The organism is Providencia sp. Me31A (assembly GCF_050487165.1).
Lineage (GTDB): Bacteria > Pseudomonadota > Gammaproteobacteria > Enterobacterales > Enterobacteriaceae > Providencia.
In genome coordinates this window covers 59,133-84,283 of sequence record NZ_JBKQGZ010000021.1, presented here as the reverse complement: position 1 = coordinate 84,283, position 25,151 = coordinate 59,133, and the positions used below count along the sequence as shown (strand labels likewise).

Annotated in this window: 22 protein-coding genes; 4 read left to right on the top strand and 18 right to left on the bottom strand. The window is 40.3% G+C overall.

The window, feature by feature from the left end; translation table 11 throughout:
- Positions 1-8: 8 nt before the first annotated feature.
- A complete protein-coding gene (gene ubiD, locus ACLPIE_RS17105) occupies positions 9-1,481 on the bottom strand; it encodes a 4-hydroxy-3-polyprenylbenzoate decarboxylase (protein ID WP_430262922.1) in 1,473 nt (490 codons plus the stop codon).
- A gap of 112 nt (positions 1,482-1,593) precedes the next feature.
- Positions 1,594-2,319, bottom strand: coding sequence for a dipeptidase PepE (gene pepE / locus ACLPIE_RS17100; RefSeq protein WP_430262921.1), 726 nt, complete (start codon positions 2,317-2,319; stop codon positions 1,594-1,596).
- A 164-nt stretch (positions 2,320-2,483) separates the two neighbouring features.
- Between pepE and rfaH the strand changes: the two genes are divergently transcribed.
- Positions 2,484-2,978 carry a transcription/translation regulatory transformer protein RfaH gene (rfaH, locus tag ACLPIE_RS17095; RefSeq protein WP_430262920.1) on the top strand — a complete coding sequence of 165 codons (495 nt, stop codon included), beginning with the start codon at positions 2,484-2,486 and terminating at the stop codon, positions 2,976-2,978.
- A gap of 67 nt (positions 2,979-3,045) precedes the next feature.
- Here the strand turns inward: rfaH and tatC are convergent, their stop codons facing one another.
- From tatC to udp, 10 genes are all read right to left on the bottom strand, one after another.
- Complete coding sequence (tatC, locus tag ACLPIE_RS17090) at positions 3,046-3,810, bottom strand: Sec-independent protein translocase subunit TatC (RefSeq protein ID WP_430262919.1); 765 nt, start codon at positions 3,808-3,810, stop codon at positions 3,046-3,048.
- 3 nt (positions 3,811-3,813) lie between these two features.
- On the bottom strand, positions 3,814-4,356 hold the full coding sequence (tatB, locus tag ACLPIE_RS17085) for a Sec-independent protein translocase protein TatB (protein ID WP_430262918.1): 543 nt from the start codon (positions 4,354-4,356) through the stop codon (positions 3,814-3,816).
- Positions 4,357-4,359: 3 nt separating this feature from the next.
- The gene (gene tatA / locus ACLPIE_RS17080) at positions 4,360-4,641 is read right to left on the bottom strand and encodes a twin-arginine translocase TatA/TatE family subunit (RefSeq protein WP_430262917.1); all 282 of its coding nucleotides are present in this window, start codon (positions 4,639-4,641) and stop codon (positions 4,360-4,362) included.
- A gap of 112 nt (positions 4,642-4,753) precedes the next feature.
- Positions 4,754-6,388: a ubiquinone biosynthesis regulatory protein kinase UbiB gene (gene ubiB, locus ACLPIE_RS17075; RefSeq protein ID WP_430262916.1), complete on the bottom strand. Its 1,635-nt coding sequence runs from the start codon at positions 6,386-6,388 to the stop codon at positions 4,754-4,756.
- Complete coding sequence (locus ACLPIE_RS17070) at positions 6,375-7,028, bottom strand: ubiquinone biosynthesis accessory factor UbiJ (protein WP_430262915.1); 654 nt, start codon at positions 7,026-7,028, stop codon at positions 6,375-6,377. Before ACLPIE_RS17070 ends, ubiB begins: the two co-directional genes overlap by 14 nt.
- Before the next feature lies 1 nt (position 7,029).
- The gene (gene ubiE, locus ACLPIE_RS17065; protein WP_430262914.1) at positions 7,030-7,785 is read right to left on the bottom strand and encodes a bifunctional demethylmenaquinone methyltransferase/2-methoxy-6-polyprenyl-1,4-benzoquinol methylase UbiE; all 756 of its coding nucleotides are present in this window, start codon (positions 7,783-7,785) and stop codon (positions 7,030-7,032) included.
- Between the two features lie 75 nt (positions 7,786-7,860).
- The gene (rmuC, locus tag ACLPIE_RS17060) at positions 7,861-9,216 is read right to left on the bottom strand and encodes a DNA recombination protein RmuC (RefSeq protein ID WP_430262913.1); all 1,356 of its coding nucleotides are present in this window, start codon (positions 9,214-9,216) and stop codon (positions 7,861-7,863) included.
- A 111-nt stretch (positions 9,217-9,327) separates the two neighbouring features.
- Entirely contained in the window at positions 9,328-9,858 is a 531-nt protein-coding gene (locus ACLPIE_RS17055; RefSeq protein WP_430262912.1) for a DedA family protein, read from the bottom strand.
- A 155-nt stretch (positions 9,859-10,013) separates the two neighbouring features.
- Positions 10,014-10,796, bottom strand: coding sequence for a tyrosine-protein phosphatase (locus ACLPIE_RS17050; RefSeq protein WP_430262911.1), 783 nt, complete (start codon positions 10,794-10,796; stop codon positions 10,014-10,016).
- 287 nt (positions 10,797-11,083) lie between these two features.
- Positions 11,084-11,842: a uridine phosphorylase gene (gene udp / locus ACLPIE_RS17045; RefSeq protein ID WP_430262910.1), complete on the bottom strand. Its 759-nt coding sequence runs from the start codon at positions 11,840-11,842 to the stop codon at positions 11,084-11,086.
- A 446-nt stretch (positions 11,843-12,288) separates the two neighbouring features.
- On the opposite strand from udp, the gene ACLPIE_RS17040 reads away from it, so the two are divergent.
- Positions 12,289-12,678 (top strand): YidB family protein, encoded by a 390-nt coding sequence (locus ACLPIE_RS17040; RefSeq protein ID WP_430262909.1) that lies wholly within the window; start codon positions 12,289-12,291, stop codon positions 12,676-12,678.
- 349 nt (positions 12,679-13,027) lie between these two features.
- Here the strand turns inward: ACLPIE_RS17040 and metE are convergent, their stop codons facing one another.
- Positions 13,028-15,301, bottom strand: coding sequence for a 5-methyltetrahydropteroyltriglutamate--homocysteine S-methyltransferase (metE, locus tag ACLPIE_RS17035; protein ID WP_430262908.1), 2,274 nt, complete (start codon positions 15,299-15,301; stop codon positions 13,028-13,030).
- Between the two features lie 108 nt (positions 15,302-15,409).
- On the opposite strand from metE, the gene metR reads away from it, so the two are divergent.
- Positions 15,410-16,363 carry an HTH-type transcriptional regulator MetR gene (gene metR, locus ACLPIE_RS17030; RefSeq protein WP_430262907.1) on the top strand — a complete coding sequence of 318 codons (954 nt, stop codon included), beginning with the start codon at positions 15,410-15,412 and terminating at the stop codon, positions 16,361-16,363.
- Here metR and ACLPIE_RS17025 read toward each other — a convergent pair.
- The 3 genes from ACLPIE_RS17025 to ACLPIE_RS17015 all read right to left on the bottom strand — a co-directional run bounded on the left by ACLPIE_RS17025 (position 16,251) and on the right by ACLPIE_RS17015 (position 20,466).
- Complete coding sequence (locus ACLPIE_RS17025) at positions 16,251-17,150, bottom strand: carboxylate/amino acid/amine transporter (RefSeq protein WP_430262906.1); 900 nt, start codon at positions 17,148-17,150, stop codon at positions 16,251-16,253. The genes metR and ACLPIE_RS17025 overlap by 113 nt on opposite strands.
- A gap of 57 nt (positions 17,151-17,207) precedes the next feature.
- The gene (locus ACLPIE_RS17020; protein WP_430262905.1) at positions 17,208-18,857 is read right to left on the bottom strand and encodes a Na+/H+ antiporter; all 1,650 of its coding nucleotides are present in this window, start codon (positions 18,855-18,857) and stop codon (positions 17,208-17,210) included.
- A gap of 262 nt (positions 18,858-19,119) precedes the next feature.
- Complete coding sequence (locus ACLPIE_RS17015; protein WP_430262904.1) at positions 19,120-20,466, bottom strand: NCS2 family permease; 1,347 nt, start codon at positions 20,464-20,466, stop codon at positions 19,120-19,122.
- A 617-nt stretch (positions 20,467-21,083) separates the two neighbouring features.
- Here ACLPIE_RS17015 and ACLPIE_RS17010 point away from each other — a divergent pair.
- Positions 21,084-22,772, top strand: a complete 1,689-nt coding sequence (locus ACLPIE_RS17010) for an ArnT family glycosyltransferase (protein ID WP_430262903.1) — start codon at positions 21,084-21,086, stop codon at positions 22,770-22,772.
- 33 nt (positions 22,773-22,805) lie between these two features.
- On the opposite strand, the gene ACLPIE_RS17005 is transcribed toward ACLPIE_RS17010, so the two are convergent.
- Both ACLPIE_RS17005 and ACLPIE_RS17000 read right to left on the bottom strand, forming a co-directional pair.
- On the bottom strand, positions 22,806-24,002 hold the full coding sequence (locus tag ACLPIE_RS17005; RefSeq protein WP_430262902.1) for an MFS transporter: 1,197 nt from the start codon (positions 24,000-24,002) through the stop codon (positions 22,806-22,808).
- Between the two features lie 196 nt (positions 24,003-24,198).
- The gene (locus ACLPIE_RS17000) at positions 24,199-24,951 is read right to left on the bottom strand and encodes a sulfite exporter TauE/SafE family protein (protein ID WP_430262901.1); all 753 of its coding nucleotides are present in this window, start codon (positions 24,949-24,951) and stop codon (positions 24,199-24,201) included.
- Positions 24,952-25,151 lie beyond the last annotated feature (200 nt).

Here is a 25,151-nt window from a genome sequence, read left to right as displayed (position 1 = left end):
TTTCCCTCTTATTTTTCAAAAATATTTAATTGTTCCCAAATATCATCAATACGAGATTTAACGCTATCTGTCATGACAATAGGACGCCCCCATTCACGATCAGTTTCACCGGGCCACTTATTAGTAGCATCGAGCCCCATTTTTGAACCTAGGCCTGAAACTGGTGAGGCAAAATCAAGGTAGTCTATCGGTGTATTTTCCATCATGACGGTATCGCGGGCAGGGTCCATCCGCGTTGTAATGGCCCAAATAACATCTTTCCAATCACGCGCATTGATATCATCATCACAAACAATAACAAATTTAGTGTACATGAATTGACGCAGGTATGACCAGACCCCCATCATGACTCTTTTTGCGTGCCCTGCATATTGCTTCTTCATTGTAACCACCGCTAGGCGATATGAACAACCTTCCGGAGGCAAATAAAAATCTACAATTTCAGGAAATTGCTTTTGTAAGATAGGAACCAATACTTCATTTAAGGCTTCCCCCAGCACCGCTGGCTCATCTGGTGGCCTACCGGTATAGGTGGAATGGTAGATGGCATCACGGCGCTGAGTCACATGCGTTACTGTAAATACGGGAAAATGATCTATTTCATTATAGTAACCAGTATGGTCACCATAGGGACCTTCTGGTGCCACTTCACCTGGCTCTATATACCCTTCTAAGATAATTTCAGCACCAGCGGGGACTTCAAGATCATTCGATATACACTTCACCACCTCAGTCTTATTACCCCGTAATAGACCGGCAAAGGCGTACTCAGATAACGTATCAGGTACAGGCGTTACTGCCCCCAAAATTGTTGCAGGATCTGCGCCTAAAGCAACTGCCACAGGAAATTTTTCACCTGGGTGTGCCTGACACCATTCTTGGAAATCAAGCGCACCACCACGATGAGATAACCAACGCATAATGACTTTATTCTTACCAAGTACTTGTTGACGATAAATACCTAAGTTTTGGCGCTCTTTATGGGGACCTTTAGTGACGGTCAGTCCCCATGTAATTAATGGTGCTGCATCTTCCGGCCAACAATGCATTACAGGGATTTTAGTAAGGTCAACATCCTCGCCAGCCCAAATTTGCTCCTGACAAGGAGCCGAGCTTAGGCGCTTCGCAGGCATATTCAAGACTTGCTTGAATTTTGGCAGTTTATCGAAAAGATCACGGAAACCTTTTGGAGGGTCAGGCTCTTTTAGAAAGGCCAGTAACTTGCCAACATCATGAAGCGCTTTTATGTCTTCCTGCCCCATCCCCATAGCAACACGCTTGGTTGTACCAAAAAGGTTACATAACACTGGCATGTTATACCCTTTGGGGTTTTCAAATAATAAGGCCGGCCCCCCTGCTCTTAGTGTACGATCGGCAATTTCAGTCATTTCCAAATAGGGATCGACTTCCATTGTAATGCGTTTTAACTCGCCTTGTTTTTCAAGCTGCGAGATGAAATCTCTAAGGTCACGATATTTCATTATCTTCTTTCATTGTTGCAGAGGGAGTCCTATTATAAGACGTCCGGCCAAGGTTACAAGTTACTGCCTAAAACACCTTAAAATCAATCTTTTTCTCGCTAAACATACTATTTCAAAGGCAATCAAAAGGGACTAATTTTTTTAATGATAATGTGTCGAACTGCTCAGGGAACGTTTTATTGTGCTGGAATAATTTAAAACCTTCACCTTTTCCGCTGAAATAATGAAGTTCATTACCTTTAATTTGTAAGCCACTTCCTTCACGTAAAGCAATAACCACCTCATGGGGATTAATCACACAAAATTCTTGTAATCTTTCATCACGAGTTTCCCCCATATGTCCTGAAATATTAGCATCAATATAGTGGGGGTTAATTTGCATTGGGAATAAGCCAAGTGATGGCATAATCGCAGCATTACTTACTGGCATATCATTTGTTGTACGAATGCTTGGTGTAGCAACATTACATCCAGCACTCCAGCCAATATAAGGTACACTGCGCTCTCTAACAGCTCGTTGGATTGCAACAATTAGGCCATTTTCATGTAAACACTTATTAAGCCACCAAGTATTACCACCACTGACCAGAATACATTCTGCTTGTTCAATCGCTTCAACTGGACTGGAAAAATGCTCAATTGAAGTCACTTTGATACCTAAAGCTTCTGAAAGTTGTTCAGCTCTTTCATCATGTGAACCACGCAGGATAGCATAAGGAACCAAAACCGCTGATTTGATATTTTTACCGGTGATCATTTCGTTAATACGAGGTAAAGCGTAGCTGAGCCATACAGGGTTACCTGGTAGCTTGCCATTACTCAACAAAAAGATATCCATTGTATCTCCTATTAATTGACTTTTATGTTACAAATGTACTTGAACCCATATTAGATTAATATCGATTTAAGGATATAAATAATATTGTGCTACTACGCATTAGTCACACTGTCATGTCGTAATTTGCTATCATAGCTATAATGTTGCCATCTGGAATTAAAATAATGGAAAAGTGGTATCTGCTTTATTGCAAACGAGGTCAAATCGAGCGCGCTATTGAGCACTTGAATCGACAGGATGTTATATGCATGACCCCTATGACAGAAATGGAAAAAATTGTTAGAGGTAAGAGAACAACGGTACAAGAAGCGTTGTTCCCAAACTATTTATTTGTGAAATTTGATCATAACGAGATCCATACCACAACCATTCAATCAACTCGTGGAGTCAGCCATTTTATTCGTTTTGGACAACTGCCTGTAGAAGTCCCTGAAAAAATTATTGAATTGTTACAACAAACACCACTTAGCCATTTTGTTGCTCCTGATATGCCAATGAAAGGTGATAAAGTTACGATTACAGAAGGCATTTATGCAGGGGTTCAGGCTATTTTTGATGAACCTAACGGTGAATATCGGTCAATACTTTTACTGAATATTTTGAATAAAAGTGTACCTAAAGTAGTTGAAAACACGCAATTTAAGAAGAATGTAGATTAAAACCTTTTACCTACAAAAAAGCCCTTCATATCAAGGGCTTTTAATATCCATTGAGATAAACCGTCGTTTAAGACTCTTGGTTCTCTTCTTCGTCACTTTCTTGACGATTCCGCCCTTTACCTACATAGAAATTAGAAAGTAAAACTCCTAGCTCAAACAGTAAATACATGGGAACGGCAAGCAAGGTTTGGGAGAGAACATCTGGTGGTGTTAGGAACATCCCCACAATAAATGCCCCTACTAAAATATAAGGACGCTTACGTTTTAGTGATTCCGGTGTCGTAACGCCAGTCCAACACAATAAGATAATTGCAATTGGAACCTCAAATGCCGCGCCAAAGGCCATAAACAACGTCATGACAAAACTGAGGTATTTACTGATATCTGGAATAAAGTTAACACTATCTGGTGTTGTTTTTACAAAGAAGCCAAAGGCTAATGGGAAAACAACAAAATAGGCAAACGCCATCCCTAAATAAAATAAAAAACTACTTGAAACAAGCAATGGCAACATCAGTTTACGTTCATGCTTGTATAAAGCCGGTGCAATAAACGCCCAAATTTGATAGAGAATAACAGGGATCGATACAAATACCGAAACCATCATTGTCAATTTAATTGGGGTAAAAAATGTTGACGCCACATCTGTCGCACTCATTTGCGAGCCCACTGGCAACTTATCAATCAAAGGAGCAGCTACCAATCGGTAGATATCATTTGAAAAATAAGCAAGCGCAGCGAAAACAATCAAAACTGTAATTAAACAGTTGAGCAGTCGTTTACGAAGCTCAATGAGGTGGCTAATAAGTGGTTGTGTATCATTTACAGCCATGTGTTATTTTTCACTTTCAATTTGATTTGAGTTTTTTGCTTTAGCATCAAGCGGCTCTGCTGCTTTTACGACGGTTGAATCTTCTTCTCTTTCATCCTCAACAACGGCGGCCATTTTAGCTGCATATTCAGGATCGGGGTCAGATTCTTGAGTTTGCTGAGGGTTATCCTTCGCATCTTTTACAGCACTATCGTAACTGTCAGTGAGCTCTTTTGCTTTATTTAACTCTGTTTCAATATCGTTCGTTGTTGCTTGATAGCCACTTTTAAGCGACTGTGCTGCTGTACGCAATTCTTCCATAGACTGCTTAAGTTCAGGAGAAAGCGCTTCAAGATTCGCTTTTTCTTCAACTTTTTTCAGAGTATCTTGCAATTCTTGTAACTTCAGTTCTTGCGATAACTCATTTTGTACATTAGCTGCCATAGAACGCATTGCACGAATCCAACCAGCAACAGTTCTCACTGCCACTGGTAAGCGCTCAGGCCCCAGAACAACAAGACCAATAACCGCAACAAGCAATAGCTCACTAAAACCTATGTCAAACACGGTTTAACCCTGCTCTTTATTTTTGCTCTCAACTGGGCTTTCTTTTTTTTCAGTAGCCTGTTGTTCAGTAATGTTTTTAGTCGCAAAGTCTGCGTCTTGTTTTTCTTGCTCTACTTTTGCTTTTTCATCATCATTCATAGCTTTTTTAAAGCCTTTAAGAGATTCACCCAAGTCAGAACCTAAAGAACGTAATTTCTTGGTGCCGAAAATCAAAATAATAAGCAAAGCAATAATAATTAGTTGCCAAGGACTACCGAAAGCAGCCATTGCAATAGTTGATTCCATTGTTAATACCTCTATAGTTTTGGGATCAATGTTGTTGGATCTATTATATACAACCAACACAAAATACGGAAATGTTCACAGCCTTATAAACTTGTCGCAAAACAAAGTTTACTTAACTTTCCTCTGTTTTACACCAGCCAAACAACCAAGATAAGACACCCGCGGTCATAAACACGACGGCTAACTGCTTAAAATCCGAAATAAAAAACAAACTACCGCATAAGATAAATGTTGCTCCTATTCCTAGAAGGAATTGGGACTTACGCTGTTTATTTCGCTGATTTTTCAATTGTTGCGTTAATTGATCAATATTTGACTGCAAGTATTTATGCTGTCTCAAAGCACCGTATATTAAATCAGGAATTTCTGGCATTTTTTCTGCCCAATAAGGTGCTTTTTCTTTTAATGCTTGGGTGATCGCAGGCAACCCGACTTGGCTATGAACCCAGTCCTCTAAGAAGGGTTTCGCTGTTTTCCATAGATCAAGTTGAGGATATAACTGGCGCCCTAAACCTTCTACGTATAATAGCGTTTTTTGTAATAATACTAGCTGTGGTTGAACTTCCATATTAAAACGACGTGCTGTATTAAATAAGTTTAATAAGACATGTCCAAATGAAATTTCAGCTAGTGGTTTTTCAAAAATAGGTTCACACACGGTACGGATAGCAAATTCAAAATCTTCTACGTTTGTGTCTGGTGGTACCCAACCAGAGTCAACGTGTAGTTCAGCAACTTTCCGGTAATCACGGTTAAAGAAGGCAATGAAATTTTCCGCTAGGTAACGTTTATCTTCTTTATTTAATGACCCAACAATCCCACAGTCTATACCAATATAGAGAGGATCTTCTGGGTGTTCATAACTCACAAAGATATTACCAGGATGCATATCCGCATGGAAAAAACTGTCACGGAAAACTTGGGTGAAAAAAACTTTTACGCCCCGCTCCGCGAGTAACTTCATGTTTGTTCCCTGCGCTTTTAAAGCAGCAATATCAGAAACAGGTATCCCATAAATACGTTCCATCACCATCACATTTTCACGACAGTAATCAGGATAAACTTCTGGTATATAAAGCATTGAACTATTTTCGAAGTTACGTCTAAGTTGAATTGCATTTGCGGATTCACGTAATAAATTTAGCTCATCTATTAATGTTTTTTCATATTCACGTACGACTTCTTTTGGACGTAAACGTCTACCATCTGGTAACAAAGGAACCCAGTTTGCAATACGATACATTAATTTAATATCTGCCTTGATGATCGGTAGGATATCAGGGCGGATCACTTTAATGACAACATCTTTGCCATTTTCTTTTAGCTTAGCAGTGTGGACTTGGGCAATGGATGCCGAAGCTAAAGCTTGCTCATCAAAATCATCAAACCACTGCTCAAGTGGTCCACCAAGAGATTCCTCTATATAACCTCTCGCCAATTTACCATCAAAACTAGCAACTTTATCTTGTAAAAGCGAAAGTTGATCCGCAATTGCGGGGGGGAAAAGATCACGGCGAGTCGATAACATTTGCCCAAACTTAATCCAAACTGGCCCCAATTCTTGTAATGCCAGACGAAGCCTCTCACCTAACTCTTTGTCTTTATGCTTATTTCTGATCCAAAAAAAACCTAAACGCCCAATTCTTAGTGGGAGTGTTAGTTTAATTTTAGGAATTAACTCATCTAATCCGTAAGAGAGAAAAACCCGAACAATGAAGTAAAGTCGTTTTATTTCACTGGGCGTCATTCTTCTCCTCCAGTTGGCTTAAGCGTTGTTCAAGCGCACTCATTGAGCTTTCAACTTGTTCAACCTCATCACTAAAGTGAGCAAACTCAAGTTGGCTCGGCGCCATTTTCCACTCTTCAATTAATGCATCTTTGACATAGTTCTTTTGTCGTTTGACAATATTAGATGCCAAGCAAGCGCCTTTGTTTAACAACTTACTTAGCCCTTCAGCTGCAACATCACCAATATAAGGCGAGAGATAATGGGCGGGGTTCCAAATGGCTAAATCTAACAAAGAAGACCAATGCTGAACTATCTGCATGTCTCCTTCAATTACGATATCACCACAATTGATAAGCTGGGACAGTTGCTGTTTATCTTTCAATTTCACTAACGTAAAGAGTGATGTTTTGATCGTACAGTCTGCGGGTTCATACCACTGACTGAGCACATCAACATGATTTTCAGCAAAAATAAGCGTCAACGTTCTATTGAGTTCTTTAAGTTCAATCGACATTACTTTTCCCGCTAAGCGCATCCTAGCGGGCTGTAGAACTTTTTCTTTGAACAACATGTGATTGAGTGAGGTTTCCATCAATGCTGTAACCAAAGAATACAAAACTGTATTTTGCTTTTCGCTATGTGTTGACGTTGCTTCCATCTTAGAATTTAAACCCTTTATGCAGTGCGACAATCCCGCCTGTCATATTGGTATAAGAAACCTGCTCAAACCCTGCATTTTCCATCATACCTTTTAGCGTTTCTTGGTTTGGATGCATACGAATAGACTCAGCTAAATAGCGATAGCTATCTGGATCGTTCACAATCGCCTGCCCAATACGTGGTAATACATGAAATGAATAAGCATCATAAGCTTTATTCAAAGGCTCAAGAATAGGTTTTGAAAACTCTAATACTAGTAAGCGCCCACCGGGTTTTAACACACGGAACATGGAGCATAGCGCTTTATCTTTATCGGTAACGTTACGCAGACCAAAAGAAATTGTGATGCAATCAAAATAGTTATCGGGAAATGGCAGTTCTTCTGCGTTAGCTTGAACATAATTAACATTACCAACAATGCCAAGATCACGTAATTTCTCACGTCCCATCTTTAACATTGAGTCATTAATGTCTGCCAGTACAACCTCGCCTTTTTCACCAACTAATCTTGAGAATTTAGCCGTCAAATCCCCCGTTCCACCAGCAAGATCGAGTACACGTTGATTACGACGCACACCACTTGCTTCAATAGTGAATCGTTTCCAAATACGGTGAATACCAAATGACATTAAGTCATTCATTAAGTCATATTTTGACGCTACAGAGTGAAAAACATTCGCTACTAGACCGGCTTTATCTTCTTTGCCGACAGTACGGAAACCAAAATCAATGGTTTCTTTAGTTGGTTCAGTCATTTCTCTTGTGCCTGTTTATAGTTCAAACTTTTGTACGAAGTGTAACAGTCTTTGAGGCAAAACCCTATCAGAAGTCTAAGATTCCGCACAATTAGACGTATCTGAACGCTCAACCAATTGAGGTTGAATCGGCTGTTTAATTTCTACCCCAAGCTCTTTAAAACTTTCTGCCTGACTAATTAAATTACCACGCCCTTGAGCAAGGCGTTTCATTGCCGATAGATAAGTATTATTTGCTTTATCAAGACTGGAGCCTAAAACCTGCATATCATCCACAAACAGACGCAATTTGTCATACATTTTTGCTGCCCTGTCTGCAATCTCTTGAGCATTCTGCCCTTGGCGTTCATATCGCCAAATATTATTGATTGTTCGCACAGCCACTAGCAATGTGGATGGGCAAACTAACATAATATTCTGTTTTATTCCTTCATCAAGTAGTTCGGGCGCTTCTTTTAAAGCGAGTAAATATGCAGGTTCAATTGGGATAAACATTAGAACATAATCTAATGAACGTATACCCGGTAATTGATGGTAATCCTTGCGACTTAGCATACGCATGTGGTTACGAATAGAAGCCACATGGTTTTTCAATGCTTGTTGCTGCTCATTAGGGTCTTCGCTATTGAAGTAGTGTTCATAGGAAACCAGTGACATTTTAGCATCAACAACCACATCTTTACCCTCTGGAAGATGAATAATGACATCAGGTTGATACCGGCTATTATATCCCGTATTGATGCTAACTTGGGTTTCAAATTCACTCCCCTCGCGTAGACCAGAAACCTCTAGGATACGAGTCAAAATCGTTTCCCCCCAATTCCCTTGTATTTTGTTATCCCCCTTTAGTGCGCGAGTTAAGTTTACCGCCTCTTTCGTCATTTGATTATTGAGCTGCTGTAGTTGCCTTATTTCAAAGGCCAATGTATGACGTTCTTTGGCTTCCTCACCAAAACTTTGTTGAACTTGCTGACGAAAACCTTCTAATTGCTCGCGAAAAGGTGACAACATCGCCAATAAACTTTTTTGCTGTTGTTCTGAGGCTCTACGCTCATTTTGTTCAAATATTCGGTTCGCAAGATTTTCAAATTGTGCAGTAAGGCGCTGTTCACTATTTTGTAAAATACGTTGTTTCTCTTCGTTGGCAAGTTGATTTTGCTCAAAGCGCGTGATGACCTCACGAAGTTCAGCTTCTTGCTCACGATTGATATCCCGTTGTGTGCGTAGTTCTTGGTCGAGTTTATCGTACTCTTCTTTCCATTGAGCAAGATGGATACTTTTTTCATCACTAGCAGCGAGTTGACGATTCACTTGCTGTAGTTCCTGATCTTTTTGACCTATTTTTTGTGCGATAGAAAACCAAGTCACTAGCCCACCGACTAAAATGCCACTTAATACACCAATAACCGCATATAAAAGAGAAGTATCCACGATTAAATCCTTACTTTACAAAACATAGAGTAAGGTAATTGGATACTGTATAAGTGTCCAGAGGTAATTTTAGCTATCAAGTGAATTTTGTGAAACGCTACGCAAGCTTGGCTACCCTATCCAGCTCGCAAACCACTTCAAACCGAGTGCCCCGGGAGCTAATATACCGAAAGCCCAAATCATAGCGGAGGCAAAGTTCGCAAGTTGAAAATAGCGTTGAGGCATTGCGCAGATCCCTGCAACCAGAGGAACAACAGCTCGCAAAGGCCCAAAAAAGCGCCCAAAGAAAATTCCCCATACACCCCAGCGATCGAAAAAATGCTGTCCTTTATCAATCATTTGTGGATTTCTGGAAATGGGCCACATTTTGCGTACATTTTCTTTATAGTGAAAACCGAACCAATAAGAGAGCCAGTCACCAAAAAATGCCCCTAATGCCGCAGCAAGCCATATAGGCCAAAATGTAATATTGCTTTCACCTATGAGCGCCCCTAGCGCCAATAGGATCACCGTAGCGGGTAATAGCAATGATAAAAATGCCAGCGACTCACCGAAAGCAAGAAAGAAGATAATAGGGAGAGCCCATATTTCATTTTCACGAGTAAAGTCAGTCACTAGGGTAACGATTTCATTAAGCGTCAAAGTAAGCCCCTATTATCATTGGTTCATTGTATTACAATAGCCAAAGTGTGATAAATCAAAAGTAAACAAAGTACAAGTTCTTTCACATAAATCAATGGGTAACCCATAGCTTGTATTGTGGATTACCTCATAGATGGAAATAGGGTTAGAAAAATTTAATCAAGGAAGTGGCTTTTCAGAATGTCTCTTTGCTGTATTCCTAAGCCAAAATCCTTTTCTAGCCATTTATCAACACTGCCATAGTGACTTTCGATGCTTTTTAATGCGGTCATCAAAAAGTCTTCTCGCACCGAGTAAACGTACTCAAACTTCTTCACTATGTGTTCATCCATGGTTTTTGCATGCTCTTCAAGCAGATGCTTACGGTATGGCGCTAATGTTTCATTGGTTAGTAAATAGTCTTCCATCACGGTATCTAAATCAGCACCTAAAGCAAAAAGCACCAGTGCAGAACCTACACCTGTACGATCCTTTCCAACCGCACAGTGCTGAACGATCCCACCTTTTTCAGGTTGTTTCAGTAAATTAACTAGTTGGTTGTAAGCAGGGTTATTCAAAGGCAGCAGTTCGTACAAACGGAACATGAAAGCCTGCGGGTCAAATTTTTCTAATATTTCTGGGGTTAATTTGTCCAAGTTTGCAGTAACTTCTTTCGCTAGTGGGTTTGCAGGTGCATGGAGGTAATTCGCCCCCTGCCAAATCACATCAGGTTTATCTATAATCTCAGCTTCATCACGGTAATCGATGATTTGGAAAAGATTTTGTGAACGCAATACTAATTCATCGTCCTGTGTTAGGCGATCTAGAGCTCCTGAACGAAATAGCACGCCGGGCTTGATTTTACTGCCATTAGACAGTTTTTTACCACCTAAGTCTCGGAAGTTAATTCCCCCCTTTAAGGGAAGGACTGAAGGGTGAAGGGAAGGTGTGGTTGACATAATAATTACTTTTCGCTCCATATCTTTCTATTCAGGTCATAATAGAATAAATGTAGTCTGTATCATTTAAGGGCACATAATATTGATAATTGCTTTTATGACAATAACATAACAGATCTAGAAAATAAGAGGATCAGAATCTTCCCTGTAAATTGAACAAAAATTGCTAAATTACAAGGCGGATAGACGTAAGAAAATGAATAAAAAGAAAATAGCGAGGACTAAGCTCGCTTACTTTATGTCCACAACCGAGTGAAATTTAAGTAAGCGAGCCAGTAAATTCTTAATTACAGTAAGCGACGCGCAGCTTCAACAACAATGCCTAACACGTTACCTTCAGTTTTCTTCAGTAACGCTTCATTTGGAATTTCTTGTTGTGTACGGTTTACAATAACGCCAGCAACCATACCTGCACGCAAGCCTTTGCTACTTGAGCACATAGTTAACAACGTTGCTGATTCCATTTCATAATTCATGACCCCCATGTCTTGCCATTCTTTCATAGAGCCTCTGAAATGGCGCATGACACGGCCGGTATAGGTATCATAACGCTCTTGACCTGGGTAGAAAGTATCTGAAGATGCAGTCACGCCCACATGAACCGTTGCCCCTGCATCTTTAGCTGCCGCATATAGCGCATTTGTACAATCAAAATCGGCGACTGCTGGATATTCTAATGGTGCGAAGTGCTGACTAGCACCGTCTAGGCGTACCGCACCTGTTGTGACTAAAACATCACCAACATTAATATCTTCCTGAATGGCGCCTGTTGTACCGATACGTAAGAAGGTACGAATACCTAACTGAGCAAGTTCTTCGACAGCGATAGACGTTGATGGACCACCGATACCTGTTGAACAGATAATTACGGCTTTACCATCGAGCTCACCACGCCAAGAAGTGTATTCACGCAATGACGCTAGGTGTACAGGGTTATCCATCAGGCGTGCAATTTTTTCAACACGGTTAGGATCACCAGGAACAATCGCTACGGTTGCACCCTGTAAGTCACTTTTCTTTAAACCTAAGTGGAAAACATCGGACATATCAAACTCCTTTACACAATGGCATCATTGAATTAATTAGCTTTCGTTAATATAGCGCTAAGCATAAGTCAATTTAGTGACCAATATCTCTTTTAATGAAAACTTGATTGATTTAATTTCAACAAAACGTGATTTTAATCACAAAAATTACATTCATGGCTGTTTCTTGCCGAGATTAAATCAGTATAGATGAATGTATGCGATTATCGAAAATGTATCTTGATGAATCCAACTTGTCATATTATCAGCAGAATATTGTGACATTCTTATCTTTATAAGTACAAATAATAATCGATAACATTATATTTTTTATAATAAGTTGCAGAACACCGCCTATTTTCATTGACCTATGACTCAAATGACTCAAAATAGCCAACTACAAATTTTTGAATAATGCTCCATACAGTGAGTAAGAGCATCAACTGGCATATTATCTAGGAGTTATAATGGGGCTATTCGAGCAAATGATGGGAATGGTTGCTGGCGACAAAATGCAACAGTTTCAATCTGTTATTGATTGGGTTGAAAATCAAGGTGGCCTTACTGGCGTGGTTAATAAATTTAATGAACAAGGCTTAGGTGGCATCATTGCATCATGGATTAGTGAGGGTGAAAACTTACCTATCAATATCAGCCAGCTGATGCAAGTATTTGGCAATACCAATATTCAAGATTTAGCACAAAAAGTAGGTCTTGAGCCACAAGCAACGTCTGAAATGATTGCAAAATACCTTCCACAATTAGTGGATAGTGCAACACCAAATGGCGAAGTACCAGAGAATATCGATCTTGCTTCTATTGGTATGAACCTACTGAAAGCTAAACTATTTGGTTAATATCTCTATCAGTAAGCCCAAACTTGGGCTTACTGATTATATCAGTTACCGATACTTATTTTATTGTGCGGTCACCAGCAGAAAAGCCAGAAATTGTGATGTTATTTGGGTTACCACCAAATACCACAATACTCGTTAGTATTAATAATTTCTTATTGTGTACCCTTAACATATTATTTCCCTTACCATTCAATACAGTGCCACTAATATTTAGTGTTATTGCTGGCTAAGAATCAACTCACTAAAAGTGAATAACCGTCATTGTTTAGTTATTAAGCTAAATTTTAGTTTATAACAAAACTACAAAAGGGCAGGTTTTCCCGCCCTCTGTAACTCATTGAATTAAATTCTAGTGTTCGCTTCTAAGTTGTTTCGCAGCCTCAACCATGTTGGCCAATGCTTGGCGCGCCTCTGTCCAACCTCGTGTTTTTAATCCGCAATCTGGATTTACCCATAAACGTTCAACTGGAATTCTTTTTGCTGCTTTTCGCAATAAAGCCACTATCCACTCGACATTTGGTACGTTAGGTGAGTGAATATCGTACACCCCTGGACCAATTTCATTTGGATAATCAAAATGTTCAAATGCATCCAGCAAATCCATATCTGAACGTGATGTTTCAATGGTGATAACGTCTGCATCCAATGCTGCAATGGAGTCCATGATGTCATTGAATTCGCAATAACACATATGAGTGTGAATTTGTGTGTCATCCTCTGCAATTGCCGCGCTGAGTTTAAAGGCATCAACTGCCCATTTTAAGTATTCCGCCCACTCATCTTTGCGCAAAGGTAAGCCCTCGCGTAATGCAGGTTCATCGATTTGGATGATCCCAATCCCTGCTTTTTGTAAGTCATCCACTTCATCGCGCAATGCTAAAGCGATTTGTTTTGCAATAGTTTCACGACTAACATCTTCACGTGGGAATGACCAGCACAAAATAGTCACAGGGCCCGTTAACATACCCTTCACTGGCTTTTCTGTTAGTGACTGAGCATATTTGGCCCATTCTACTGTTATCGCCTCTGGGCGACTAATATCACCAATAATCACAGGCGGTTTTACACAACGCGAGCCATAGCTTTGCACCCAACCATTTTGCGTGAAAACATATCCATCAAAATGCTCACCAAAGTACTCCACCATGTCATTACGTTCCGCTTCGCCATGTACCAGAACATCAATATCTAAAATCTCTTGTTCTTTAATCGCTTGTTTGATGTGCTCGCTGATATTGGTTCGATAATAGGCTTTATCCACGTTACCTTTTTTGAAATCTAAACGTAGAGTTCTAATTTCGCTAGTTTGTGGAAATGAACCAATGGTAGTGGTTGGCCACAGAGGTAGATTAAAACGCTGACGTTGGCGCAGCGCACGCTGGGTATATGGGCTGTTACGTTCAGCATCCCCTTCACGAATAGCAGCTAAGCGTTTTGCAACGGCTGCATTATTCACACGAGCTGATGTTTTACGTGCACGAATTGGCTTGCTGTATGTTTCTAAGGCCGCAATGTTATTTTCTATCGGTTGATTCAAGGCTTTTGTGAGTAACGCTAGTTCTTCACATTTTTGTAGGGCAAAAGCAAACCAACTTTTCACTTCTGCATCTAAACGCGTTTCATCATTAAGATCGATTGGGCTATGCAGCAATGAGCATGATGTCCCCACCCATATATCACGTTTACCTAATAGGGGTTGTAGTCGTGAGAATTTTTCCCCTAAGTCAGCTTTCCATACGTTGCGCCCATTGATAACGCCTAGCGATAATACCCAGTCAGCGGGTAAGGCTTGATGTAGTTTTTCAATATCATCGTTACCCGCAACCACATCAACATGTAAACCTTGAACTGGTAGTTGTTTGATTAAATCTAAATGATGGCTAATTCCATCAAAATAAGTTGTTAACAGTAATTTCGTTTTACCTGACAAGGCTTGATAAGCCTGCTGATAAGCTTGTTGCCACTGAGAAGGTAAATCTAAAACCAATGCAGGCTCATCAATTTGTACCCATTCAATGCCCTTTTCAGCTAAATGTGCAAGGATTTCCTGATAAACCGGTAACAGTTCATTAAGGAGCGATAGGCGGTCAAAAGCTTCTCCCTTAACTTTCCCTAACCATAAGTAGGTAATAGGGCCAAGAATGACGGGTTTTACTTTGTGACCTAATGCAATGGCTTCATCAACTTCGTCAAATAACTGACTCCAAGACAATGCAAATTTTTGCCCTTTTTGAAACTCTGGAACAATGTAGTGGTAGTTAGTATTAAACCATTTTGTCATTTCACCCGCTGGTGCAGGTGTTCCTGTTGGTGCACGGCCTCTAGCAACGCGGAATAATGTGTCTAAGTCAATGGAACCATCTTCATTTTGGTGACGAGGTGGTACGTTGCCCAACAATAAACTTGTCGTCAGCACTTGGTCATACCAAGCAAAATCACCAACTGGCAATAGTTCCACACCCGCATTTTTTTGTTGTTTCCAATGGCGAACACGTAGTTCATAACCGGTTTCTAACAGAGCAGCCTGATCAATCTTGCCTGCCCAATAATCTTCTTGTGCGCGTTTTAACTCTCTTTTCAGCCCTACCCGTGGAAACCCAAGCGTATGATTTATAACAGACATATTGACCCCTTAAAATTTTTAGCCGTCTAGATGTTTACACATCTATAATCAACAGGTACTGTATAAAGCTCAAGCGCAAATTATTCATCGTCATCTTGAAGGTTTCTCATGATCGAATTAAAACATTTAAAAACATTGCAAGCGCTCAGCCAACACGGATCATTAGCAGCCACGGCGACTCACTTGCATCAGACACAGTCTGCTTTATCACATCAGTTTAGTGATTTAGAGCATCGGTTGGGCTTTCGATTGTTTATTCGCAAAAGCCAACCCTTGCGCTTTACACCACAAGGGGAAGTCTTACTGCAACTCGCACAACAAGTGCTGCCATTAGTAAAAGACGCAATCCGTATTTGTAATGAACCGAGTGTCTGCGCCTTGCGTATAGCTATCGAATGCCACAGTTGTATTCAATGGCTCACACCTGCGTTGCAACAGTTTAGGCAAACTTGGCCCCAAGTTACGGTTGATTTTAAATCTGGAGTCACATTCGACCCTCAACCGGAGCTGCTTTCAAGGGAATTAGATATTGTGATGACGTCTGACATCTTGCCTGACCAAGAGTTGCACTATACGCCAATGTTTGATTATGAAGTGAAATTGATTGTCGCTAATGACCATCCTTTAGCTAAAAAGTCACAAATTGAGCCGCAGGATCTCGCTGATGAAACGTTGCTAATCTACCCTGTTCAACGGGATCGCTTCGATGTTTGGCGCCATTTTCTACAACCTGCGGGAGTGTCCCCGAATGTGAAAAACGTGGATAACACGTTAATTTTAATTCAAATGGTTGCAGCGAAGATGGGGATTGCCGCACTTCCTCACTGGGCGGTTGATTCTTTTGAGAAACAAGGACTCATCAAGACAAAAACGTTGGGAAATGGTTTATGGAGCCGACTATACGCTGCATGCCGTGAAGGAGAGCAGCGCCAGCCAGCCATTGAAGCGTTTACTGAGACTGCGACGAGCCACGCTGTGGAGAATTTATCCTATGTGAAGGCCGCGAGAGGATCCAGCGCTTATGCACCCACAGAGAAGCAACTATCAGGCTCGATCCTATGATAAAACTCAGCCAATCAGGATGTTGTTGCCAGATAACAAAATTCACTAGTAGCCCCGCTGGGACCATCATATTATTCATGATAGCGAGAGTTCCAGCGTCTACTTTTGTCGCGCCATAGTTCCACATGAAATAACCGATCCCTGATGCTGCAACACCAAGCCACAGCAAGACCCCCCATTGAAGTGTTGTCGTTGGCATCATTGATTTATTGCCAAATAATAACCAACCAACTAGCGCCACCAACGTTGCCCCAAGATAGAACCATGAAAAAGCCTGATGTTGGGGAATAGGGTGGACTTCCATCAAGCGCTTATATCCCACTTGCCCAATAGCAAAAAAGATATTTGCTAACTGCACAAACAGTAAGCCAAGCCAAAAAGACTCACTCAAGTGGTCATAACGAATGATTGCCGCACCGATCACTGCCAATAGCGAACTAAACAGATACCCTTTACGTAAAGGTTGTCGCTCTAAGAGGTCATAAATTAATGTCACATACAGTGGCGTTAAAACAGTAAACAGTAAAAACTCAGCAACTGTTAAATACTGATAAGCATGAAATACAAAAAGATACATGATCCCGAGTTGGCAAGCACCAACTAGCATATACAGCGCAATCACTTTCGCAGTAAATTGACGCCAACGCAGGAAAGGCAAGAAAACTAACGAGGCGAGCGCCACACGAATTAATACCGAAAACCAGCTATCCACTTGGCCGGCAAGGTATTCACCAATCAGACTAAAAGACGCTGCCCAAAGCAGCGTCGTAATAACAAGTAACCACATAATGCTGTATTCTGCCTCAAACTTAAGAATGTTGAATAGAATACTCGGTTTTTAGCTTTAGTGCTCTTTTTCAATTAATACGGCTTCTAATAAATCCAAATCAACCAATAAAGATTGCAGCGTTTCATTACTGATTTTCTTTGTTGCACGTAAATGGTAAAGTTCACCACGTTCAGCCCGTAAAGCAGTCAGGCGAAAGCGTCGCTCAAGGTCCTCAATCTGTAAATTATGCTCAATTTCATCCAACCCTGCGGTACGTCGTCTTAAATACCCCGTAACGCGAGAAGCAATTTCACTGATATCTTCAGGATCGAGTTTTTCATCCACGTCAGCGGATAAACGCTCTTCCATTTTGTTTAAGCTAACAATTGCAACTTCAGCCATTTTTGCTTTTGCCATGCGAATTTCATTGGCATCGGCTTCTTTATCGCCAACTTTGAAATTACGTAATAGCAGTGGCAGCGCTATCACACCTGCAAAAATAGAGAATAAAATAACCCCTGCGGCAATGAAGACCAACTGATAACGCGCAGGGAATGGCGAACCATCCGTTAAAAATAGCGGGATCGACAATACACCAGCTAAGGTAATTGCCCCTCGAACTCCCGCAAAAGAAGCGAGCCAAAGTTCACGTATCGTATAATGAGCAAATTGCAGTGGTTTTTTCTTTAAGAACAAACGGCTAAACCTTTTCATTAGCCATAACCAACAAAAACGCAGTAACAATAAAGCAAAGTAAATAATTGCCACCGCGGTAAAAAGCATCCAGGTTTCCACGCTTGGGTCTAGCTCAGCTTGGATAACTGACGTTTGCCAGATCCCTGGCAACTGTAGTCCTAACATTATGAAAACTAAACCGTTAAATACGAACTCAAGCATCGACCAAACACTATCAGCACGTAAGCGCATGGCGAGAGGAGCATTACGGATAACGCCAGATTTGGTGATGGTCATCCCCGCAGCAACTGCGGCTAAAATACCTGAAAAACCAATGTGTTCCGCAATCATATAAGACGCAAATGGCAACAACAGCATAAATACAATTTGTGTCGCTGGATCATCACCACTCCAACGGCTCATTAAACGCAGGGACTTACTGTATAGCCAAGTCACCACAATCCCCGCTAATAAACCACCAACCGCGACTTTAAAGAATTCAATGGTGACACCTGAAGTACTAAATACCATCGTGCCCATTGCAATGGCTACCGCAAACTTCAATGCCACCAGACCGGAAGCATCATTCATTAGAGCTTCGCCCTCTAGCACACTCATCATGCGTTTAGGAATGCGCCCTTTACCGACGATGGAAGATAATGCAACAGCATCCGTTGGGGATAACACAGCGGCAAGTGCAAAAGCGGCGATCAAAGGGATACCGGGCATTAACCAATAAATTAAATAACCAATCCCTATCACTGTGACCAGCACTAATACCAGTACTAAAATAAAGATTTCTCGCCCGTTTTGGAAAAATTCACGTGTTGGTGTTTTCCAGCCATCAACAAATAGCAAAGGTGGGATTAACAGAACCATGAACAACTCTGGATCAAAGGTGACATGTAAGCCAAATTGAGGCCATGCCAATAATGCACCAATCGCTATTTGTATAAGAGGGAGTGGAATGCGTATGGGGAGAACTTTAGCGGCAACACCAGAGATAGAAACCGCTAAGATTAGAATAAGAATAGTAAAGAAAATTTCCATGTTGCCCTTACTGATTAATAAGACGACCAAAGCCTAAAATTAGCCTGCCGCCGCATAGTAAGAGATAGCACCGTCCAGACCATGATTATTTGCAATCAAGCCGGTAACGGGTGGAAGCGATGGACTTCCACCTGATTCACCGCTTTATCTCTATTTTATCCTCCGTATCTATTTTTCGGGAAAAAAAATCAGATTTAGCGATTAATTAGCACAATAAATCAAATAGATGACAAAACGAGACGTAGGGACAATACAATATTTCTTAAATTGCAAGACCTGAAGAATAAAACGCCACCAAGAGCACAGCAATAACTACAGTTCCAACATTTAGTTTACGCCACTCACCCGCACAAATACGACCAATGACCAATGCAGCGAAGCCTAACATGATACCTGTCACGATATTACAGGTAAGCACGATGAATACCGCGCACAATAAACCCGACATGGAGTCTACAAAATCATCGAAATTAAGCTTAGAAACATTACTTAGCATCAGTAACCCAACATACATTAAGGCAGGTGCAGTCGCATAAGCCGGGACTAAGTAAGATAATGGCGATAAAAATAGGATCAGGAGAAATAACACCCCAACCACGACCGCCGTTAAGCCTGTACGCCCTCCGGCCGCAGTACCTGCAGCCGACTCAATGTACACCGCCGCAGGTGAAGCCCCGATTGCACCAGCAAAAATACTACTGACGGAGTCGGCTGTTAATGCTTTGCCTCCATCAATAATTTGGCCATCTTTATCCAATAAATTCGCCTGCCCAGCAACAGCACGAATAGTTCCGGTTGCATCAAACACCGCTGTCATTACTAATGCAAGTAGGCTAGGTAGTACCACTGGCTGCAACGCCCCCATGATGTCCATGTTAAAAACAAGAGACAACCCATCTTCACCTAATGAAGGCAGCTTAAAGAAGCCTTGGTATTTCACTGCGGGATCAAAAACTAGACCAATAATTGAAATTGCAACGATGACCAGTAAGACGCCCCCCGGAACACGGCGCTTTTCTAAACCAAAAATAACAGCTAAACCAGCAAGTGACATCAGCACAGGAAATGACGTAAATTCACCTAATGCAACAGGTAGGCCAGCATTTGGATTTTTTGTCACTAAACCAACCCCATTGGCGGCAATCAGTAGCAAGAAGAGACCAATACCAATCCCTGTACCATGAGCGATCCCCATTGGCATATTGCGCAAGATCCAAGTGCGAATACCGGTAATTGAGATGATGGTGAATAAGCACCCCATGAGGAATACTGCTCCTAAAGCCACGGGAATACTAATTTGTTGCCCTAATACTAGGCTAAATGCAGTAAATGCAGTCAATGAAATTGCACAGCCTATTGCCATCGGCAAATTCGCCCATAACCCCATCAATAAAGAACCGAAGCCAGCCACTAAGCACGTTGCAATGAAAACTGCGGTAGTAGGGAAACCCGCTTGCCCTAACATTCCAGGAACGACGATGACAGAATAAACCATCGCTAAGAATGTAGTTAAACCTGCAATGATTTCACGACGAACGGAAGAACCGCGTGCAGTTATCTTAAAAAATGAATCCAATTTGCAACTGGATGAAGCCTGTTGGCCTGACATGGTGTACCTCTGCTGTTAATGGTAAACGAAGGCTTTCTTATATTACTGACGCCTAGCGCATACGTTGACGTAAACGATTACGTTTTTTTTGGAAAATCAAATCATCTGAGAAAAATTCTCAATAAAAACAATGGCGCAATCGTTTGGCTTTAAAGTTAGAATGAAACGTATTATGAGGGAAGCAATTATCGTTCTAAAATGCACCATGGATCAAGTGTTTTTAGCTTTTTTCACACTTAAATACCTTTCTTGTAGAGACGAAATAAATCAATTCATAGCCTCGTTGGAGTGTTATGTCAAAAAAGTCACATGTATTCTCAGCCCCCATATTCTAGGTAAAAATCATTAATTAGCTTTCATATAACTTTTGTTTAAACTGTACGGTTATTTTTATTGATATAATTACAGAATATTTCCTTACATAACGGTTCACTAAAGAAATATTTATTTATGGTAAAGTAACCCGTGCAAACAAAATTATTTTTCTTTGTTTTTATTAGAAAAAATGCACATGAAAAATTGAGTAAATATTATTTATAATATATAAATTCAATTATTATTTATCATAGTTATTATTTCGATAAACTCAAAATAACGAACACTAAAAATATATTTCCATGTCAAATAAAAATACAACAATAATCAATTTCCAACGAGGTATTTTACTGCTTTTTATTTGCTTCCTCACTCTGTATCTCTTGCCGGGTATATATAGCCACAGCCCTTGGAAGCAAGATGAAAACTACAGTTTTGGTATTATCCAAACTATGTATGAAACGGGAGAATGGTTAGTTCCAACCAATGCTGGAGAACCATTTATGGAAAAACCCCCGCTTTATTACTGGGTTGCCACTATCACCTCTCATTTATTTTCTGGTTTTATGCCTCTTTATAATGCAGCTCGCAGTGCAACTTTGTTCTTTTCTATTATTAATTTTTCCTTCTTTGTACTTTTAGCACGCCGTTTTTTCCAAGTGCATACTTTTTCTGATGCACGTATTTGGATTGCTTTTGCGCTCTATGCTTGTGCGCCCGGTGTTGTGCGCCATAGTCATGATATGTTCACTGATGTTTCGCTTATGGCGGGTGCGACGATTGGTCTCTATGGACTATTAGGGCTGATACAGCAGAAAAAAATGACGATGTCTGCGTTTTGGCTTTCACTCGGGACCGTGATCACCATGCTTTCAAAAGGGGTTTTCATTCCAGGTGTACTCTGGATCTGCCTCTTTATATCCCCAATCTTTGTTACACAATGCAGAACAAAATCGTTTTGGCTGCACTGTTTAATTGCAGGTTTGCTTGCATTGGTGGCGATTTTACCTTGGCCCATTCAATTATATTTGCATCACCCAGATTTATTTATAGTTTGGTTTTGGGAAAACAATATTGGTCGTTTTTTGGGGTTCTCTGTCGAAAAACTAGGGGCTAAAGCAAATTTAACTCGCATCCCAGCTGCCGTTTTACTGTTTGCTTTCCCTTCCGGCTTGCTAGCTGTGGTCTATTTTCTAAGGCATCCAATAAAACGCTTATTTAACTCTAGCGAATATTTGCTTTGTTTATTCCCTTTATTGGGCATTGTATTTTTGCAGATTTCAGCCTCTGGCCGCGCCTTGTATCTACTGCCTTTTATTGCGCCTATGGCGGTTTTAGGCACCCAGACACTACTTGCAGTTCCCGAGAAAATCCTGCGGTTTGTTTCACGGTTTGCAACCGTGTTCTGGTCTGTTTTGATTGTATTTCTTTGGGGAAGCTATTTCATTGTATTAACGGGACACCAGCAAGACTGGCTGACTATTTTTAGCCGCTGGCTACCTATGAGTTATCAAATGCACTTTTCATTAATTGCATTTGTCAGTGGTTTACTGATTACTTTCGTTTGGTTTGCACGAAATAAAATCATCCCAAACTTAGTATCACCAGCATTTCAGATGATGAAAAATTGGCTGCTCGGGTTATGCGCCGTTTGGGGCATTATTCTAACCTTGTTTCTTGGGTGGATTGATTATACGAAAGGGTTTGAAAGTGTTTTTACTGACCTAAACCAACACCTTGCAGGGCAATTTACAAAAAACGATTGCATGGCTTCCGATAATATTGGCGAGTCAGAAGCCCCAATGCTCTACTATTACACTGGGATATTACATCAAAGACAAGATAAGTTCGAAAAACCGGAGCAATGCCGCTGGTTGATTGTACTATCAAAACAGGTAAACCCTGCCCCACAAGGTATGGAATTATTCTGGCATAATCATAGACCTGATGAATACCGTGAGAACCTTGTGGTCTATCGCGTTATTGAATAACCCATTGGCAGTGTTCTACACACTGCCAAGTGGCTAACTCGTTAATTGCTCAGATACTTGTGCACTGTATTTTTCACGCGTAAACCATAAAAAAACAGCGGCTGAAAGAATAAGTAACACCGGTAAACCCGAGGGTGAAATCGACGTGGCTATCCCCGCCAGTAATGGCCCTGAAAGGTTGCCAATTCCCCATAGCATGGCAGCAGCGGCATTAGCAATAATCAACTCATTTCCCTTAAAGTACTGGCCAATTTGGACTAAAGCGATAGTGTAAATCGCTCCAGCCGTGGCACCTAAAATAAACAAGAGAACCCAAATTAGGTAAGGCTGAGTGATTAAAAATGGTAATAATAGGCTAGCGGCTAACGTTACCACTCCGCAAATACGATACAATTTTACCCTATTCATATGATCTGCGAGCCACCCAAATGGCAACTGCATAATGGCATCACCAGCAAGTATTGCACTGATCATTAAAGCAGCAACCGCTTCAGTATGCCCCATTCCCATTCCATAGATTGGAAACATCGATAATATAGTGCCATCAAAAAAAGCAAAAAATAATATCCCACCACAAATACCCGGTGCAATTTTCACAAACTGAATAATAGAAAAATGAGATTTAGCTGCTGTTTTGGCTAAGCGGTCACCTACCTTTTGATCCATTAAAATAAATAACACAACAGAAATTAAATGGATCAACGTACAAATCAATAAAGGAGACTTATCTTCCACGCCATAATAAGCAATAAATGAGGGGCCAAGTAATTGGCTAACCGTGAATACCGTCGTGTAAATCGCCAAAATGCGTCCACGTTTATTTTCTGGAGATAGCTCATTAATCCAAGTTTCGCCTAAGCAAATCATCACCCCACTTGCTAACCCTGTTACTAAACGCAAAGGGAACAATAGCCATAGAGGGAGTGAACTTAATAATGGTAATAAGCTAATGGCTGAGATAACAGTGGCAATCAACATCGCCTTACGTTTACCTGACCATTGCACAATGCGTTGCACCAATGGAGCAATTAAAAACATACCAAGTGCAGGTGCCGCAGAAATAATACCAATGTATAACTCATTGATACCATAGTTATTTAGCCTAAGTGCCACCATTGGAATACTTAAACCAATAACGATACCAATAACAGCAATGCTCATGGTGATCGTAAAAATAGCAAAAGAAGCAGAACGTCGAAAGTGTTGTAAACGCTGATTATCAGAGCTCATTTTTAAATTAATCTGTTGACTTTACCTAATAAAACAGATTTTAACCCCATAGAATAGATTGTTATTAAAAATAAAAAACCACAGTATTACTATTAAATAAAATAATGCATGAACAGATTGTAGCACGCCTTATGTATTCTGCTATTTATCTTAAAAAAAACAAATATTCATATCTGTTTTTGATATTTAATAAATACTACAGAACAAAGAAGTATCGATATAACAAAGCAATACCTGATACTAAAATGACAATATTAATCACCTTTAAGAAGGCTTCGCGGGAAATTTTCAATGTGATGTGCCGACCGACCCAAGTTCCAATTAACATTGCGGGGGAAAATGCTAATGCGATTAATAGGATATCTGTATTAAGATAAACGCCCATCACCAGAAATATGATCACCCTTGTTAAGGTACTAAACCCGATTAGTGTCATTTGAGTAATACGAAAACGTTGCTTATCCTCAATGCGACTCGATAAATACATCGCATAAATAAAGCCACCACTGCCAAATAAAGCACTAAACACACCACCGACTAAGCTAAATGGTACAACTAGAACCTTAGAAAAGGCCGATTTCGCTTTCTTAGAAAAGAACGAATTTAAGACATAAGCTATAACAAAAAGCCCCAGTAATAGTACTAAAATATCAGGTCTTGTTTTTAATAAAATAGCAGCCCCGATTAAACTCCCAACGACCATTAATGGAATAATCCATTTAATTTCCTGATAGTCTGCGTTTTTTCCATCTTTTAATAAATTTAAAATAGCCGCAGTTAAATCTATTAAAGCCAATATTGGAACAATCATATTTAGCGGTAAATACATTGCTAGGACAGGGGTTGCAATAAGCGCGGAACCAAACCCTGCCATACCAAATACTAAATAAGCAAAAAGCAAAGTTGCAAAACAAATCACCATTTCTAGTGAAAGTAATTCAAACGGCATAGAGGCTAACTCCTGTAATTTTTAACGCTATCACTATAGTTTTTTTAAAAAATATTAAATAGCTTTATTTTTGGTTCTTGAAAAATTCAAATCCCTCTCAAAAAATGAAATGACCGCTTTAAATACAATGTGTAATGAAGAGTATGTGATTTGATTCACTGAGTGATGTAGAATTAGCAGAATAAATTAAAATTCGGATA